This window comes from Nocardia brasiliensis IFM 10847, assembly GCF_000710915.1.
GTDB lineage: Bacteria > Actinomycetota > Actinomycetes > Mycobacteriales > Mycobacteriaceae > Nocardia > Nocardia brasiliensis_A.
The window spans coordinates 32762-48419 of the sequence record NZ_BAUA01000062.1 but is presented as its reverse complement, the minus strand read 5'-3'; the positions used below and the strand labels follow the sequence as shown (position 1 = coordinate 48419).

The 15658-nt window shown below is 68.5% G+C and carries 16 protein-coding genes; 9 read left to right on the top strand and 7 right to left on the bottom strand.

The window, feature by feature from the left end; genetic code table 11:
- The first annotated feature begins 1 nt into the window (after position 1).
- The 4 genes from NBRGI_RS13085 to NBRGI_RS13070 all read left to right on the top strand — a co-directional run bounded on the left by NBRGI_RS13085 (position 2) and on the right by NBRGI_RS13070 (position 3473).
- Positions 2 to 1180, top strand: a complete 1179-nt coding sequence (locus tag NBRGI_RS13085) for an MFS transporter (RefSeq protein ID WP_029895948.1) — start codon at positions 2 to 4, stop codon at positions 1178 to 1180.
- A gap of 97 nt (positions 1181 to 1277) precedes the next feature.
- The gene (locus NBRGI_RS45130) at positions 1278 to 1883 is read left to right on the top strand and encodes a M23 family metallopeptidase (RefSeq protein ID WP_051727708.1); all 606 of its coding nucleotides are present in this window, start codon (positions 1278 to 1280) and stop codon (positions 1881 to 1883) included.
- 31 nt (positions 1884 to 1914) lie between these two features.
- A complete protein-coding gene (locus NBRGI_RS13075) occupies positions 1915 to 2883 on the top strand; it encodes a DNA polymerase domain-containing protein (RefSeq protein ID WP_029895944.1) in 969 nt (322 codons plus the stop codon).
- A 131-nt stretch (positions 2884 to 3014) separates the two neighbouring features.
- The gene (locus NBRGI_RS13070; protein WP_029895942.1) at positions 3015 to 3473 is read left to right on the top strand and encodes a hypothetical protein; all 459 of its coding nucleotides are present in this window, start codon (positions 3015 to 3017) and stop codon (positions 3471 to 3473) included.
- Positions 3474 to 3480: 7 nt separating this feature from the next.
- Here the strand turns inward: NBRGI_RS13070 and NBRGI_RS13065 are convergent, their stop codons facing one another.
- From NBRGI_RS13065 to NBRGI_RS13030, 7 genes are all read right to left on the bottom strand, one after another.
- Positions 3481 to 4044, bottom strand: a complete 564-nt coding sequence (locus NBRGI_RS13065) for a phospholipase D-like domain-containing protein (RefSeq protein WP_029895936.1) — start codon at positions 4042 to 4044, stop codon at positions 3481 to 3483.
- A 57-nt stretch (positions 4045 to 4101) separates the two neighbouring features.
- Positions 4102 to 5004 (bottom strand): N-acetylmuramic acid 6-phosphate etherase, encoded by a 903-nt coding sequence (murQ, locus tag NBRGI_RS13060; protein WP_029895934.1) that lies wholly within the window; start codon positions 5002 to 5004, stop codon positions 4102 to 4104.
- A 56-nt stretch (positions 5005 to 5060) separates the two neighbouring features.
- On the bottom strand, positions 5061 to 5990 hold the full coding sequence (locus NBRGI_RS13055; RefSeq protein WP_081878025.1) for a MurR/RpiR family transcriptional regulator: 930 nt from the start codon (positions 5988 to 5990) through the stop codon (positions 5061 to 5063).
- A complete protein-coding gene (locus NBRGI_RS13050) occupies positions 5987 to 7150 on the bottom strand; it encodes an anhydro-N-acetylmuramic acid kinase (RefSeq protein WP_029895932.1) in 1164 nt (387 codons plus the stop codon). Before NBRGI_RS13050 ends, NBRGI_RS13055 begins: the two co-directional genes overlap by 4 nt.
- On the bottom strand, positions 7150 to 8676 hold the full coding sequence (locus NBRGI_RS13045) for a sodium:solute symporter (protein WP_029895931.1): 1527 nt from the start codon (positions 8674 to 8676) through the stop codon (positions 7150 to 7152). Before NBRGI_RS13045 ends, NBRGI_RS13050 begins: the two co-directional genes overlap by 1 nt.
- Before the next feature lie 73 nt (positions 8677 to 8749).
- Entirely contained in the window at positions 8750 to 9676 is a 927-nt protein-coding gene (locus tag NBRGI_RS13040; RefSeq protein ID WP_029895930.1) for an N-acetylglucosamine kinase, read from the bottom strand.
- Between the two features lie 98 nt (positions 9677 to 9774).
- On the bottom strand, positions 9775 to 10329 hold the full coding sequence (locus NBRGI_RS13030; protein ID WP_029895929.1) for a hypothetical protein: 555 nt from the start codon (positions 10327 to 10329) through the stop codon (positions 9775 to 9777).
- A 419-nt stretch (positions 10330 to 10748) separates the two neighbouring features.
- Here NBRGI_RS13030 and NBRGI_RS13025 point away from each other — a divergent pair, with 419 nt between their 5' ends.
- The 5 genes from NBRGI_RS13025 to NBRGI_RS13005 all read left to right on the top strand — a co-directional run bounded on the left by NBRGI_RS13025 (position 10749) and on the right by NBRGI_RS13005 (position 15657).
- Positions 10749 to 11735: a CorA family divalent cation transporter gene (locus NBRGI_RS13025; RefSeq protein ID WP_029895928.1), complete on the top strand. Its 987-nt coding sequence runs from the start codon at positions 10749 to 10751 to the stop codon at positions 11733 to 11735.
- A 138-nt stretch (positions 11736 to 11873) separates the two neighbouring features.
- Positions 11874 to 13496 carry a peptide ABC transporter substrate-binding protein gene (locus tag NBRGI_RS13020; RefSeq protein ID WP_036558829.1) on the top strand — a complete coding sequence of 541 codons (1623 nt, stop codon included), beginning with the start codon at positions 11874 to 11876 and terminating at the stop codon, positions 13494 to 13496.
- A gap of 113 nt (positions 13497 to 13609) precedes the next feature.
- Entirely contained in the window at positions 13610 to 14041 is a 432-nt protein-coding gene (locus tag NBRGI_RS13015; RefSeq protein ID WP_051727707.1) for an anti-sigma factor, read from the top strand.
- Positions 14031 to 14846 carry an RNA polymerase sigma factor SigF gene (locus tag NBRGI_RS13010; RefSeq protein WP_029895925.1) on the top strand — a complete coding sequence of 272 codons (816 nt, stop codon included), beginning with the start codon at positions 14031 to 14033 and terminating at the stop codon, positions 14844 to 14846. Before NBRGI_RS13015 ends, NBRGI_RS13010 begins: the two co-directional genes overlap by 11 nt.
- Positions 14847 to 14901: 55 nt before the next feature.
- Positions 14902 to 15657, top strand: coding sequence for an NYN domain-containing protein (locus NBRGI_RS13005; protein WP_029895923.1), 756 nt, complete (start codon positions 14902 to 14904; stop codon positions 15655 to 15657).
- Position 15658 lies beyond the last annotated feature (1 nt).

Genomic DNA, 15658 nt, shown 5'->3' with positions numbered 1-15658 from the left:
GATGAACTCCGTCGTGGTCGAGCGCACCCGAACCCTGCCGACCGCGGGACTGCTGATCGGCATCGTGCTGATCGGCGCGAACCTGCGGGCCGCGCTCACCGGCGTCGGTGCGCTGCTGCCCACCATCGAACGCGAGACGGGGCTGTCCAGTGCGGGCAGCGGGGTTCTCGGTGCGTTGCCGTTGCTGATATTCGCCGCCGTCTCGCCCCTGGTCGTGCGGATCGCGGGTCGCGGGTCCGCTCGCGTACTGCTGTTCGCCCTGCTCGGGCTCGTCGCGGGTGTGCTGCTGCGTTCGGCGGCCGGCCTGTGGTGCTTGTTCGCGGGCACCGCGATCTTGGCCGTGGCCATCACCTTCGGCAACGTGCTGTTGCCGTCGGTGCTGCGCGCGAGCCTGCCCGAGCGCCGGATCGGCTGGGCGACAGGCGCTTACGTGACCGCGATGACCCTGACCGCGGCGGTGTCGTCGGGGGTGTCGGTGCCGCTGTCGGAGCACTTGCCCGGCGGCTGGCGCAGCGCGCTGGCATGCTGGGTGGTGCTCGCGGTCGCCGCGCTGCTGGTCTGGTCGGGGCAGCAGCGCGGACAGGTGCGGGCACCGGCCGCCACGGCGCCCGCGGGCATCCCGTGGCGGTCCGGTCTCGCCTGGCAGGTGAGCGTGTTCATGGGCCTGCAGTCGCTGGGCTTCTACGCGATGATCGCCTGGCTGCCGAGCATCGTGCACGACAACGGCGTGTCCGAGCGGGCGGCGGGTGTGCTGCTGTTCGCCTTTCAGCTGCTCGGTCTGCTCGCGGTCAATCTGCTGCCGTGGCTCGAGCGGTGGCTCGGCGACCAGCGACTGCTCGCCGCGGGCGCCTCGGCGCTGAACGCGATCGGTTTCCTGCTGCTCGCGCTCGCGCCGCGCTTGGTGCCGGTCTCGGTGCTGCTGATCGGTCTCGGCGCGGGCGTATGTCTGGTGCTGGCCATGACCTTCCAGAGCAGGCGGGCCGACGACGCCGCACAGGCGGCCGCCCTCGCCGCAATGGCACAGACGGTCGGCTTCGCGGTCGCCGCGGTCGGCCCCTTGCTGCTCGGTTTGCTGCACACGCTGACCGCGGGCTGGGCGCTCCCACTGCTCACATTGACCGCCGCGACGCTGGCGCAGGCGGTGGTCGGTTGGGGCGCGGGACGTGACCTCCGGCTGTGACCGCCGGCCCGCGACCCAGGCTCGGCCCACTGAGCGGACCGTACCGGTATACCCGCGACGGCGCGCACCGATATTCGGAGCGGAGAGGAGGGCACCCATGACTCGCTATTGGCCCATGACCCGCGAAACGCTCACGATCGGTTCACCGTTCGGCCCACGGGACGGCGGATTCCATTCCGGTCAGGACTTCCCGGCGCCCGACGGGACACCGATCCACGCCTGTGCCGGCGGCACGGTGCTCCACCTCGGTGCCGCCGCGGGCTACGGACAGTGGATTGTCATCGACCATCCCGCCGCGGAGGGCGGCGGTGTCACCGAATACGGGCATATGTGGGATGCCCGCGCGACCGGACTGGCGGTCGGCGACCGGGTCGAGGCGGGCCAGCTGATCGGTTACGTCGGCAGCAACGGCCAATCCAGCGGTCCGCACCTGCATCTCAGCGTGATGCCGTATGGCTACGACCCGGGCGCCAAGATCGATCCGCTCGACTGGCTCGCCGCGGCGCGCTTCCTGGGTGGGTTCCTGTCCTCGCTCAGTGACCCGGAGCAGCGGGAACTGCTCGAACGGACCCGGGAGGTCTGGACCCAGTTGCTGGGGCCCGCCGGGCAGGGCTGGCCGCAGCTCGGACGGCACGCGAACGGCGCGAATCGCACCGTGGTGGACGCGCTCGCCGCGATACAGCCCGCGAAACACCCGGGTTGACCGCGCTGCCCGCGGCGGGCATGGTGAGCCGATGGGCAGTGCAGAGGTCCGCGCGGGGATCGCGCTGACCAACCTCGACAAGCCGCTGTTCGACGGCGCCGAGGCGACCAAGCGGGATCTGGTCGACTACCTGGCGGCGGTCGGCGAGCGAATGGTGCGCCAGCTGCGCGACCGGCCGCTGTCGGTGATCCGGGTGCGGCCGGGGCAGGAGCCGTTCATGCAGAAGAACCTGCCCAAGTACACCCCGGAGTGGATGCACCGGGTGACGATGTGGGCCGAGAGTTCCCGTCGCGAAGTCACTTACGCGCTGGCCGACGAAGTCCGCACGCTGGTGTGGTTCGGCAACCAGCGGGCGATCGAGTACCACACGACGCTGCTGCTCGCCGACCACGGCAAAGGCCCGACGCACCTCGTACTCGATATCGATCCGGCGCCGGAGCAGCCGTTCGGGCAGGCGGTGCGCGCCGCGCAGCTGATCCGCACGGCGCTCGGCAACGACGGGCTCGACGGCGCGGTGAAAACCAGTGGCGCCAAAGGGGTGCACGTCTTCGTCCCGTTGGTGCCCGGGCTCGCCATCGATGATGTCGCGGCCGCGACCCGGGCGATCGCCGCCCGTGCGGAGCGGATCGATCCGGACCTGGCGACCACCGCGTTCATTCGCGAGGACCGGGGTGGTCGGGTGTTCCTCGACTCCACCCGGGCGGGCGGCGCGACCGTGGTCGCCGCCTACAGCCCGCGCATCCGGCCGGGCACGACGGTGTCGTTCCCGGTGGCCTGGTCGGATCTCGAGCAGGTCACCCCGCGCGATTTCACCGTGCGCAACGCGCTGGCGCAGCTCGGCGACCGCGACCCGTGGGCCTCCGAAATGCCCGCTCCGCAAAGCCTGCCGGCCGATCTCGTCGCCGAAGGCCACACCATTCCGGTCGCCCGCGTGCAGGCCATGCACGAGGGAAAGCGCCGCGCCCGCGCCCGCCGCGCGAATTCCACCCCGGACTCGTAACGCGCCGCGTTGTTTCTTCCGCGCGCCCGCGCGGGTTATTCGGATTTCCCTTGTAATACTGGCTGGTCGGTTGTGTCGGCTATCGGAAATGGAAGGGATTCGAAACCGTGCCACTAGGTGATGCCAGGGGGATGTCCGAGGGTGTCGTACTGCTGTGTGCCGGGCTGCTCGGTCTCGGCGCGTTGACCGGTGTCGCGCCCGCCGCGCATGCCGCGACCTGCGAGTCGGTGGCCGATCGCAGCGCGTATGACGGCGCGTGGAAAGGCGGCGAGAACAACACCCTGGTCGGTGGTTTCGGTGGTCTGATCAATTTCGTGGAAACGAAATACACCCGGGCGGGCGCGGAACCGGTGGTTTACCTGGGACAATTCGTGGTCGACGCGAAGAATGTGCTGACCAGCTGGAGCGGTACCCAGTTGATCGGCGACGGCAGCACGGTTCACGCCACCATTTCCGCGCTGACATGTGACGGCACCGGCAAACCGAGCAGTTTCACGGCCGACGTGGTGAGCATCGGCACCGACAAAAAGAAGACCGAACTGGGCGTCTTCACGATGAAAAAGGTCGCGCTGGGCTCGACCGGCTCCTAGCCGATGCTCAGATCGTCAGCGGCAGCATCGGCAGCGCCGCCTCGCCGAGGTCGGCCGGGGGTGCGGGCATGAGCTGAAGGTCGCGCTCCTCGGTCCACGCGTAGTGGCGCAGCGTGTTGAACTGCGCGACGAAATGGTCGCGCCAGGCCGCAGAGCCGAAATTGATCGCGGTATTCACCTGAAGCCATCCGCTGGTGCTGAAATTGACCGAGCCCTCCCAGCACTGCGGACCGGCCGGGGTGTCCACCACGAGACCTTTGGTGTGGCAGATGTATTTGCGTCCGCTGGTGCTGGTGCCGATGGTGACCTCGATACCGGCGTCGACCAACTGCCGCACGATGGGCCGCTGCGTGTGCCCCGCGGACTGGGTGTGATCGAGGTAGAGGTGCAGCGCTACGCCGCGCCGGTGCGCGGCGATCAAGCTGTCGGCGGCGTCGGTGAGGGTGAATCCGTAGGCGATCAGCCAGGTTTCACCCGGCCCGGCGACCAGTTCCAGAAACCGCTGCTCGGCCTCGGCGTGGTCGCCGGGCATGAGATAGCACGTCATCGGACCATCGATCACGAAGGGCATGCCGGTACCGTACCGGTGCGGTCTCCGGCAGGGCTGGAGGCGGACTCGCGTCGGCCGCTAGCTTTCCTCGCCCACCGCGACCCGCACGAAACCGCCTGCGCCGGCGAGCAGGGAACGGGCCGCGGCCGCGTCGACGCCGGCCAGACGCATGACGATCGCGGTCTTCGGGTGGCCGCCCGCGTCGTCGAGCAGGGCGGCGGCGGTGGCGAGATCGGCGCCGGTGGCGTCGGCGACGATGCGGCAGGCGCGGTCGACCAGTTTGGCGTTGGTCGGCCGCACGTCCACCATGAGGTTGCCGTACACCTTGCCGGAGCGCACCATGGTCGCGGTCGAGAGCATGTTGCAGACCATCTTCTGCGCGGTACCCGCCTTCAACCGCGTAGATCCGGTCAAAACCTCTGGGCCCGTTTCGATTTCGATGCCGATATCGGCGTGTGCGCTGAGTTCGGCATGGCGGTTGCAGGAGACCGCGACGGTGGCCGCGCCGACGGAGCGGGCGTATTGCAGCGCGCCGATCGCGTACGGCGTCCGGCCACTGGCCGCGAGCGCGACGACGACATCGCGCGCGGTGAGGGTGATCGCCGCCATGTCCTGCCTGCCGCGCTCCGGGTCGTCCTCCGCGCCCTCGATCGCCCGGGTGAACGCCTGCGCGCCACCGGCCATGATGCCGAGCACTTCGCCGGGATCGGTGCCGAAGGTCGGCGGGCACTCCACCGCGTCGAGCAGGCCGAGCCTGCCGCTGGTGCCCGCGCCGACGTAGACCAACCGGCCGCCCTGCTCGCGCGCCGCCACGATCCGGTGCACGGCGCGCGCGATCTGCGGCAGCGCCTGCGCCACCGCGGTGGCCACGCCCGCGTCCTCGGCGTTCATGACGCGCAGCATGTCCTCGACCGGCATGGCATCGAGTGCGGCGGTATGGGGATTGGCTTCCTCGGTGGTCAGTGCGCTGATCTCGTTCACTTCGCCTCCTCTGTCCTGCGGGTCCGCCAACTCCGGGGGTCGAGCGAAAGCCGAGCTCACGGAGACTTCCGGAGCGAGCGTGGGATCCTGCGGTCCGCGACCGCGTCGTAGGTGCGGCGCAGCGCCAACGCCGCCGACGGAGTGCGTTGCAGCACACCGACATACAGCGCGTCGACGACCAGCAGCTGACTCATCCGGCTCGCCATCGCGGCGGAACGGAAGCCGTCCTCGCGCCCGGCTACCAGCACGGTGTGCGTCGCGACCCGGGCGAGTTTGGATTGCGGACCCGCCGTGACGGCCACCGTGGTGGCGCGCCTGCCGCGGGCGTGATCCAGGGCGTCGACGATCGCGGCGGTCTCCCCGGAGTGCGAGAACGCGATGAGCACATCGCCTTCCTCGAGCAAGCTGCCCAGTACCAGCGCCTCGTCCTCGGAGGTGCAAGCGTCACACCACATTCCGATCCGGGCGAGTTTCTGTGCCATATCGGTCGCGACCAGACCGGACGCGCCGATGCCGATGAGTTCCACGCGACGCGCGTGCACCAGGGCCTCGACCACCGCGAGCATGGTGGCGGGATCGGCGAGTTCGGCGGTGGCCAGCATGCCCTCGGTTTCGAAGGCGGTGAGCTTCTGCAACACCTTCGACAGCGGGTCGTCGGCGTCGATATCGGTGGCGAACACCGGCCTGCCGTCGTCCGTGGCGGTTGCCGCCAGCGCTAGCCGCAACTGCGGATAGCCCTCGTAGCCAAGGGCTTTGGCGAGCCGGACGACGGCCGAGGTGCTGGTCGCGGCGTGCTCGGCGAGTTCGCTCACGGTCAATTGCGCGGCGCCGGAGGGATCGTCGCGAATCACCCGGGCCACCCGCAGCCCGGCCGGTGTGAGTCTGGGGAGCGCCCCCAGTAATCGAGTGCGTACGTCGTCGCCCTCCGGCCCACCCGGCACCCGGCTACCACCTTTCGTCGAATCACTGTGTGCTGCTTCGGTCATCGCGCCACCACTGTCAGCCGCTGCGGTGGGGTGCCCGGTACCGGGGGAAGTACGAGCGGCGTCGCGCCCGGCGTGATCGAGCCGAGTACCGTGGCGTGGCGCGCGCCGGTGCCCGCCGGATGGGTACCCGCGAGCCCGTGCGCGGTCAGGAAGCCGAGTACCGCGAACGCCGCGGCTTCCTTGGCGGCCGAGGGCAATCCGAGTTCATCGGAGGTGCGCAGAGTCGCCGGCCGCAGCCGGTCGCGCAGCATCGCCGACAGTGTCGGATTCAGCGTGCCGCCGCCGGAGACGATCACCTCGTCCGGTGCGAAGGGAGCCAGCGCGTCGGCGATGGTGTGGGCGGTCAGGGCGGTCACCGTGGCGACGATATCCTCGCCGGAGGGTGCGTGGTCCCGCAACACGCGCGCGAGGTAGGCGCTGTTGAACAGCTCTTTGCCCGTCGTCTTCGGTGCCGCCGCCCGATAGTAGGGTTCCGCGAGAAGGGCTTTCAGCAGGTGCTCGTCCACCGTGCCGCGGGCGGCGCGCAGCCCGTCGCGATCGAAGAGTTCCGCGCCGCCGGTCGCCGCGGCGACGGCGGCATCGATGAGCGCATTGCCCGGTCCGGTGTCGAAGGCCACCGGCGGCTCGCCCGTGACGGTGACGTTGGCGATGCCGCCGATGTTCAGCGCTGCGGCGCGTCCGGGCCGTCCGGCCAGCCACAACAGATCGAACAGGCCCACCAGAGGAGCGCCCTGTCCGCCGGCCGCGATATCGCGCGGGCGGAAATCGCTGACGACGGGCAGCCCGGTCCGTTCCGCGATCCAGGCCGGCTGGCCGAGTTGCAGCGTGCCGTGCACGACGCCCTCGCGCACCCAGTGATACACGGTCTGTCCGTGCGAAGCGACGAGGTCGGCTGTGCCGCCGAAGAATTCGTGGACCGCTGCGTCGGCCGCCGCGGCGAACTGCTGTCCGATCGCGGTGTCGAGCCGGCACACCGTCGCCATATCGATCGAGGCGGGCGGTAGCGCCGCGATCAGCTCGGCCCGCAACTCGGCCGGGTAGGGGCGGCTCAGCAGTCCGGCGATCCGGACCTCGATCGTGCGGTCCCGCAGGGATATTTCCGCGGCGACCGCGTCTATCGCGTCGTGCGACGTGCCGGACATCAACCCCACGACGCGCACTAGGCCACCGCCTCGACCGGCTCCGGGCTCGGTTCGGGGGCGGGATGGAGGCGGCTGGTCAGCCCGCCGACCACCAGTGTGACGAGCACGCCGATCGGCACCAGCCACTGTGCCGCGATACCCTTCTCGACGGTCTTGCCCGCCACCGTGACATCGATCTGGATCACCCGCACCACGATGGTCATCACGATCACCGTCACCACGAAGGCGATGATGGCGTCGACCTGGTTGGCGCGTGGGACCAGCCTGCCCAGCAGGAACGCCCCGAGCAGTGCGCCGTAGGTGTACCCGGCGATGGTGAGCGCGGTCAGGTAGACGTTGCCGGTGGTCGCACTGAAGCCCATCGCGCACAGCGCCATCAGCACCGCCCACACCAGAGTCATATAGCGGGCCAGTTTCAGCATGGACGCGTCGGAGATCTCCCGCTTGGCGAAGCTGCGGATGATGTCGGCGACCGTCGAGTTCGCCATCGAGTTCAGGGCCGAGGACAGCGATCCCATCGCGGCGCCGAGGATGCCGGCGACCAGCAGGCCGGAGATCACCACCGGCAGGCCGTGCAGGATGAAATTGGGGTAGAGGTTGTCGGCGGTGGCGAGGCCGAGTTCCTTGGGCGTCTTGCCGTCGTTGTAGGACCACAGCAGCGCGCCGACCAGGGAGAAGGCGGCGAACTGGATGGCGACGAAGATACCGGAGCCGATCATCGCCTTCTGGCTGTCGCGCAGCGAGCGGGTGGCCAGGATGCGTTGCACGATCAGCTGGTCGGAACCGTGCGAGGCCATGGCGAAGATGGCGCCGCCGACGATCGCGGTCGGCATGGCGAAGGGACTGGTCAGAATGTGCGCCAGGCCGAAATCGGTGTCGAAGACCTGGAACTTGCCCGCGTGCAGGGCATCCGACCAGCCTGCGGCGCCGACGTGACCGGTGAGCACGCCGATCGCGATGATCGCACCGGACAGATACAGGCCCATCTGCAGCGCGTCGGTCCAGATGACCGCCTTGATACCGCCGAGATAGGTGTAGACGACCGTCAGCAGGGTCAACGCGATGATGATCACGTCATAGCCGAGGTCGATGCCGAACTCGCTGAGCAGCAATTTGATCGGAATAGCGGAGGCGAACAGGCGCACGCCCTCGGCGAGCAGCCGGGTGAACACGAACGTCACCGACGCCACGCCCTGCAGGTAGCGGCCGAAGCGCAGCTCGAGGTACTGGTAGGCGCTGACGAATCCGCCGCGCTTGTACAGCGGGATCAGCGCGGTCGCCACGATGGTGCGGCCGATGATGTAGCCGAGTGCCAGCTCGACATTGCCGAAGGCCTGATCGGTGTACGCGCCGCCGGGTATCGAGATGACCGTGAGCACGCTGGTCTCGGTGGCCACCACCGAGAAGCACACGGTCCACCAGGGCATCCGGCCCTCGCTGACGAAGTAGTCGCTGCTGGACTTCTGCTTACCGGACAGCCGCAGGCCGATCCACGCCACGGTGATCAGATAGACGACGATGACGGCGACGTTGAGTGCGTTCATCGCAGCTCCTAGGTGACGCGGCGTGCTGATTGCAACTTAGTGTCAGCCGTCACGTGAACTCTGTCAATGATTGTCAGACGATTCGTACCACCAATTTCTCCAATACCGTAGCCGTATCACCGGCCAGCAGGGCAGCGCCGTCGATCGGACCGCCCAGCGCGGTCCGCCGGTCGATGAGCGGCGCGATCTCCTGATCCAGCGGATCGAGCAGGGCCGCGCCGAGATTGACCAGCCCGCCGGTGAGCGCGTAGGGGACCGGCGGCCGCAGGCCGGAGCGCGCGATCGCCGCGCGCACGGTGCGGGCCAATGCGCGCCCGGCGGCGGTCATGACGCCCGCGGCGGTCTCGTCGGTGGCCGCGGCCGCGGCGACGACCGGTGCGAAGCGTGCCGCGAGCAGCGCGGGATTCTCGTGTTGCCCGAGGTGCCTGGGCAGTTCGTCGAGTGTCACCCCGTAGCTCTCGGTGGCCCTGGTGGCGAGGGTGGTCTGCGGGCCGCGACCGTCGTGCGCGCGCAGCGCGGCGCGCAAGCCCTCGGTGCCGATCCAGGCCCCGCCGCCTTCGTCGCCCAGCAGCGGACCCCAGCCGTCGGTCCGGATGAATCGGCCCGCCGCGTCGACCGCGGTGGCCACCGCGCCGGTGCCCGCCGCGAGCACGACGCCCGGTGCGCCGCCGAGCGCGCCGGCATGCGCGGTGACCGCGTCGGAGGTGACCGCGACGGATCGGGCGCCGGGCAGATCGGTCAGCGCGCGGGCGAGCAGCCGGGCGGCGTCCGGCGCGGCGAGTCCACCCGCGGCGCCGACGAGCAGGGCAAAACCGGTGGCGGGCGGCGTGATCCGGGCGACGACCGCGCGGATCGACTGCTCCGCGGCCGTGACGCCGCCGGCATTGGCCAAGCCCGGCGTGCCGGATCCGGTGGCGGCGCCGATCTCGTGGCCGTCGCGGCGCAGCGAGGCGCGGCAGCCGGTCTTACCGAGATCGATCGCGAGCACAAGGTCGGTCATGCGGACCATCATGCACAGCGGCCGGTCCGCGCCCGAGGCGGTACCGAGCTACCCGAAGCGCCGGCGCGAAGCTGCCGCGCCGGCGCTTCGTCGGTGAATTACGGTGTGGAGTAACCGATCAGGGCCCCGATGCCCGCCCCGATCGGGATGGTGACCAGGGCGCCGACTCCGCCGAGGAAGAATCCGATCACCGCGCCGATGCCCGCGCCGATCAGGGCGCCGATGCCCGCGTTGTACTGCTTGCGCGCGATGGTGTCGTCCGCCTGATCGACGAGCTGGGCCAGGTGTGCGCTGGTTTCCGGGGCGCTGACCGGGGTCAGCGTGACCGTGCGGCCCGCGTCGGCGAGCTCCGGCCGCAGCGCGAACGTCGCGCCGTCGGCGGTGAACGAGGTGGGTAGCGCGGCGACCACGGTGCCCGCGGCGTCGGTCAGCGTGACCGCGGTCCCGTCGTGGGTCAGTGCGAACGCGCCCGCGTCGACGGTGGTGCGCACCCCGCGGCCGTCGGTTGTCGTGGTGTATCCGATGCCATGATCAACGCCATACACGCTGACCTCGGCTGATGGTGTCGAAAGCGGTTCGGCGGCGACGGTGCCCGCGGTGATTCCGGTAGCTCCTACCGCGAGAAGCGCGGTGGCAAATCCTTTGATTTTCATCGTGTTTCCCCACATGTTCTGCTCGGCCACGACAGCCGATAGTTCGGAGTGAAGGCGGATCAGGCCGCTTTTATTCTCGCGCGGTGGCTTGGGCCGAGTGATCGATTCCGCGAATCCCGCGCAACGAAATCCGGCGAATTGCACCGCGAAATCGGCAGGAGCACAGGGGTTCCGGCACCGATTTCCTGAGTTGCCATGGCATCGCTGGGAACTCGATCTTTGTGGGTGTGCACAGTGCGATCGGGCAGTCGGCCGAACCGGCGGTATCGCGGAATTCGCCGCGGGTGGCCGAGCGATTAGCGCGACCCGGCGGACACTGCAATAAAACTGAACACCGTTGCCGTTCTGTTCGCCCAATGGTCGCTACCGCGACGCCGCGGACATCCGGACCGGTTGGTTGTGCTGCGCATGATGCCGCAATGATCACCGAAGCTGCTGTGTATCTCGACGGCCTGACCCAGGTGGGGATGACGGGGTACGGCCCGAACTGGCGTCAACCGGGCGCGTTCGCGTGGGTCAGCGTGCAGAATCCCGACGACGGTGACCTGGCGCGCCTGCACGAAACGGTGGGCGTTGCCCCGCAGGCCATCTCGGCCGCGCACGACGAACTGCAACGGCCCGGCATGCGCGTGGTCGGGGATACGGTGCTCATCGCGCTGACCACCGGTCACTATCGCCCGGAGAGCATGACGGTCGCCCTCACCGATCTGCTGCTGGTGGTCGGGCCCGATTTCGTGGTGACGGTCAGCGACGCGGACATGACCGGATTCGCGGCCCTGCGGGCGGAATTGGAGGACGGCCGGACCGAACTGCGCGGCGGCCCGCTCGCACTGCTGCACGGGGTGCTCGAGCTGGTCATCGACGGTTTCGCGACGCTGATCGAGGACATCGATCGGGAGATCAGGCTGCTCGAGCGGGAGATCTTCGCCGAGCGCGGCACCAACCTGGCCGCCGAGATCTATCGGTTGCGCCGGTTGTTGATGGAAGTGGAGCAGGTGACCGGGCAACTGGTCGACGAACCGCTGGAACGGCTCATCCGCCGCCGCCTGCCGCGCTGGGTCGGCATGGATCCGTGCGCCGCCTGCGTCGGCGAGCAGGCGCTGCACGAGGTCGATCGGCGGTTGCGCTACCTCGATAGCCGGGTCCGCGGCCGCCGCGCACTGCTCGACGGCGTGCTCGACGTCAACCTCACCCAGGTCGGGCTACGGCAGGCGCAGGACGTCCGCAAGATCGCGGCCTGGGTCGCCACGGCGGCCGCGCCCGCGCTGATCGCCGGGATATACGGGATGAATTTCGCGACCATGCCCGAACTGACCTGGGTGTACGGGTATCCGATCGTGCTCGGCGCGATGGTCGTACTCGCGGTGTTCCTGCAGGTGCTGTTCCGCAAGAAGGACTGGCTGTAAAACGCCCCACCCGCCGCAAGTTGTCGATCTGATGACAGCGCTTGCCGGAATCGCTACTGTCCGAGGACATTCAAGGCGGATCGTGTCGGCACGCGCTGGTGACCTCACGCGTGTCACGGGTTCCCTCCATTTCTCGACATGGGGAGAAACGCAGTGAGATTCACAAGAGCTGGTGCGTTGACGGCGGCGGTGCTATTGGCCGCGGGCCTCGGACTGTCCGCGTGCTCGTCCGACGAGGACGCCGACGCGGGCATCGTGACGACCAATATCACCGAGCCACAGAACCCGATCGTGCCGACCAGCATGAACGACAACAACGGCAGCCGGATCGCGGACCGGATATTCGCGGGGCTGAAGTATTACGACGCCGACGGTGTGGCGCACGACGACATGGCGCAGTCCATCGAGACGACCGACCGCAAGAATTACAAGATCACCATCAAGCCGGATTGGAAGTTCACCGACGGCACGCCGGTGACGGCCAAGTCCTACGTCGACGCCTGGAATTACGGCGCGCTCAGCACCAACGCGCAATTGCAGGGCTACGTCTTCGCGCCGATCGTCGGATACGACGACGTGGCCGCGGAAAAGCCCACCGCGCAGACGATGTCGGGTCTGAAGGTGGTCGACGAGCACACGTTCACCGTGGCGCTGACGCGTCCGTCGATCGACTTCGAGCTCGCGCTCGCGTTCACCCCGTTCTATCCGATGCCCGAGGTCGCGTTCAAGGACATGAAGGCCTACGGCGAGAACCCGATCGGCAACGGGCCGTACAAGTTCGCGCGGACCGGCGCGTGGGAGCACAACGTCAAGGTCGACCTGGTCGCCAATCCGGACTACAAGGGCGCGCGCCCGGCCAAGAACAAGGGCATTCGGTTCGTCATGTACCAGTCGTTCGACACCGCCTACGCGGACCTGATCGCGGGCAATCTCGACGCGCTCGACACCATCCCGGACAGCGCGCTGGCCTCCTACAAGCAGGACCTCGGCGATCGCGCGATCACCAAGCCCACGGCCCAGAACCAGCACGTGAGCAGCCAATCCAATATTCCGCACCTGTCCGGCGAGGAAGGCGTGCTGCGCCGCAAGGCGCTGTCCATGGCGATCAACCGGGAACAGATCTGCGAGAACATCTTCCACGGCACCCGGGTGCCCTCCCGCGACTTCACCGCGATCACGCTGCCCGGCTTCAACGGCGACCTGCCGGGGGCCGAGGTGCTGAAGTTCAACCCGACCGAGGCCAAGAAGCTGTGGGCCCAGGCCGATGCCATCTCGCCGTGGTCGGGCACGTACGAGATCGCCTACAACTCCGACGGCGGTCACCAGGCCTGGATCGAAGCGGTCGCCAACAGTATCAAGAACACGCTCGGCATCGAGGCGGTCGGCGCGCCCTACCCGACGTTCAAGGACATCCGGACCGCGATCACCGCGCGGACCATCGGCAAGGCGTTCCGCTACGGCTGGCAGGGCGACTACCCGACCATGCTCCAGTTCCTGACCGCGCAGTACTACACCGGGGCCGGCACCAACAACATCGATTACGCCAACCCCGAATTCGACAAGCTCATCGACGCCGCGCTGGCGGCCGCGTCGCTGGAGGAGTCCTACAAGCTCGTCGGGCAGGCGCAGACCCTGCTGCTGCGCGACATGGCCGACATCCCGGTGCTCGACTACATCGCCACCGCGGGCTTGGGGGAGAAGGTGAAGAAGGCCGAACTCACCTGGAACGGCCAATTCGACTTCGAGAACATCGAGAAGTAGCCACCGCACGGGCCGCGCCGCCGGATAATGTCGGCGCGGCTCTGCCGTCGCAAACCCGCTCCGGGTAGGCTGACGCGTCGGTCGAGCACGTGGCGCACGAGGGTGGTGGCGGAATGAGTGAACGGGTATCGGAATCCGTGACGGAGACAACGACGGTCGCCGTGACCGTCCCCGCGACGCCGGAGCAGCTGACCATGCTGCGCGCGCTCGCCGAGACAGTGCTGCTGATCGCGGACTTCGGGCTGGACGAGGTGACCGATATCCGGCTCGCGCTCGACGAGATCGCGACCGTGCTGCTGCAGGACGCGGTGCCCGGTTCGACCATTTCCTGCGCCTTCACCTACCGCGAAGGCGTGCTGAAGGCCGCGATCCAGGCCGTGGGCCGCTCCGAAACCGAGGTCGGGACAGGCAGTTTCGGCTGGCACATCGTGCAGACACTGACCGACTCGGTCACCGCGACCCGTGCGCCGTTCGACGCGGCCGTCGACGGTTATCCGACTGTCGTCGAATTCGTCTGGGCCCGGGGCGAACTCGATGAGCAATGATGCGACCCGGTCCGAGGTGGACCAGCAGCCGCGTCGTCGTGGCGGCGACAGCTACGACAATATCGAGCCGCAGTTCCTGGAGTTGGCCGCGCTCGATCCGGATGACCCCGGACGCGCGGCGCTACGCGAGGAACTGATCGGTCGCTGCCTGCCGCTGGCCGAGCACATCGCGCGCAAGTTCACCGGTCGCGGCGAGAACTTCGACGACCTGTTGCAGATCGCGCGGGTCGGGATGGTCGCCGCGGTGGACCGTTTCGATCCCACCCAGGGTTCGCCGTTCCTGGCCTTCGCCGTGCCCACCATCATGGGCGAGGTGCGCAGGCATTTCCGGGACTACACCTGGTCGGTGCGGGTTCCCCGGCGGCTCAAGGAGATTCAGCAGACCATCGCGCCCGCGATCGAGACCCTCGCGCAGCGCCTGGGCCGGATGCCCAAGGCGCGCGAGATCGCCGAGGAACTCGGCGCCGATCTCGTCGAGGTCACCCAGGCGCTGATCGCGCGCAACGCGTACCAGACCTCCTCGATCGACGTCGGCTCCGACAGCGACGACGAGAACGCCCCGCGCTCACCGCTGGACAGCCTGGGCGCCGAGGAGCCGGAGTACCGCACCGTCGAGGACTACCTCGCGGTGAAACCGCTGATCGCGGCGTTGCCCGAACGGGAACGCCAGGTACTGGTGATGCGGTTCTTCGAGTCCAAGACCCAGGATCAGATCGCCGCACACCTGGGCGTGTCCCAGATGCAGGTCTCCCGGATCCTCGCCAAAACGCTCAGCACCCTGCGCGAACAAGCCCTACGCGACTGACGGCGCGCGCCGGGCTACGGTGGGTGCTCGAGCCGACCGACGATTGGGGTGTGCTGTGACCAGCGACAACGCTACGCGACTCGCGGTGCTGATCGACGCGGACAATGCCCAGCCCGGCATCGCCGACGGGCTGCTCGCCGAGGTGGCCAAGTACGGGACGGCGCACGTGAAGCGGGCCTACGGCGACTGGACGAGCACGAACCTCAAGGGCTGGAAAGATCAACTGCTCGCGCAGTCGATCCAGCCGATCCAGCAGTTCGGCTACACCACCGGTAAGAACGCCACCGATTCGGCGATGATCATCGACGCGATGGACCTGCTCTACACCGGCAACCTGGACGGCTTCGTGATCGTCTCCAGCGACAGCGATTTCACCCGGCTGGCCAGTCGCATCCGCGAATCCGGGCTGACCGTCTACGGATTCGGTCAGCACAAGACGCCGAAGCCGTTCGTGGCGGCCTGCGACAAGTTCATCTATACCGAAAACCTCACGGGCACCATCGAAGAGGCCCCGACGGGCGCTCGGCGCAGCACGGCCAAGCAGTTCGAGGGGGACGCCAAGCTGATGAACCTGCTGCGCAACGCGGTCGACGCCGCCTCCGACGACTCCGGCTGGGCCACTCTGGCCGGTGTCGGTTCCATCATCAACAAGCAGCGCCCCGACTTCGACCCACGCACCTACGGTTATCGCAAGCTGGGCGAACTATTCAGCGCTACTACGCTTTTCGAGCTGGAGACGCGCAGTCCCGGCGAAGGCAAACAGGCCGTCACCTATGTTCGCGACCTGCGCAACCTCACGGGGGGCAAGTAGT

Bases quoted from the DNA above. Each gene is read 5' to 3' on its own strand.
- NBRGI_RS13085 (WP_029895948.1), top strand. From the start codon at position 2: ATGAACTCCGTCGTGGTCGAGCGCACCCGAACCCTGCCGACCGCGGGA.
- NBRGI_RS13015 (WP_051727707.1), top strand. From the start codon at position 13,610: ATGAGTGAACGGGTATCGGAATCCGTGACGGAGACAACGACGGTCGCC.
- NBRGI_RS13020 (WP_036558829.1), top strand. From the start codon at position 11,874: ATGGGGAGAAACGCAGTGAGATTCACAAGAGCTGGTGCGTTGACGGCG.
- NBRGI_RS13030 (WP_029895929.1), bottom strand. From the start codon at position 10,329: ATGAAAATCAAAGGATTTGCCACCGCGCTTCTCGCGGTAGGAGCTACC.
- NBRGI_RS13070 (WP_029895942.1), top strand. From the start codon at position 3,015: ATGTCCGAGGGTGTCGTACTGCTGTGTGCCGGGCTGCTCGGTCTCGGC.
- NBRGI_RS45130 (WP_051727708.1), top strand. From the start codon at position 1,278: ATGACTCGCTATTGGCCCATGACCCGCGAAACGCTCACGATCGGTTCA.
- NBRGI_RS13025 (WP_029895928.1), top strand. From the start codon at position 10,749: ATGATCACCGAAGCTGCTGTGTATCTCGACGGCCTGACCCAGGTGGGG.
- NBRGI_RS13040 (WP_029895930.1), bottom strand. From the start codon at position 9,676: ATGACCGACCTTGTGCTCGCGATCGATCTCGGTAAGACCGGCTGCCGC.
- NBRGI_RS13065 (WP_029895936.1), bottom strand. From the start codon at position 4,044: ATGCCCTTCGTGATCGATGGTCCGATGACGTGCTATCTCATGCCCGGC.
- NBRGI_RS13075 (WP_029895944.1), top strand. From the start codon at position 1,915: ATGGGCAGTGCAGAGGTCCGCGCGGGGATCGCGCTGACCAACCTCGAC.
- NBRGI_RS13055 (WP_081878025.1), bottom strand. From the start codon at position 5,990: ATGACCGAAGCAGCACACAGTGATTCGACGAAAGGTGGTAGCCGGGTG.
- NBRGI_RS13045 (WP_029895931.1), bottom strand. From the start codon at position 8,676: ATGAACGCACTCAACGTCGCCGTCATCGTCGTCTATCTGATCACCGTG.
- NBRGI_RS13010 (WP_029895925.1), top strand. From the start codon at position 14,031: ATGAGCAATGATGCGACCCGGTCCGAGGTGGACCAGCAGCCGCGTCGT.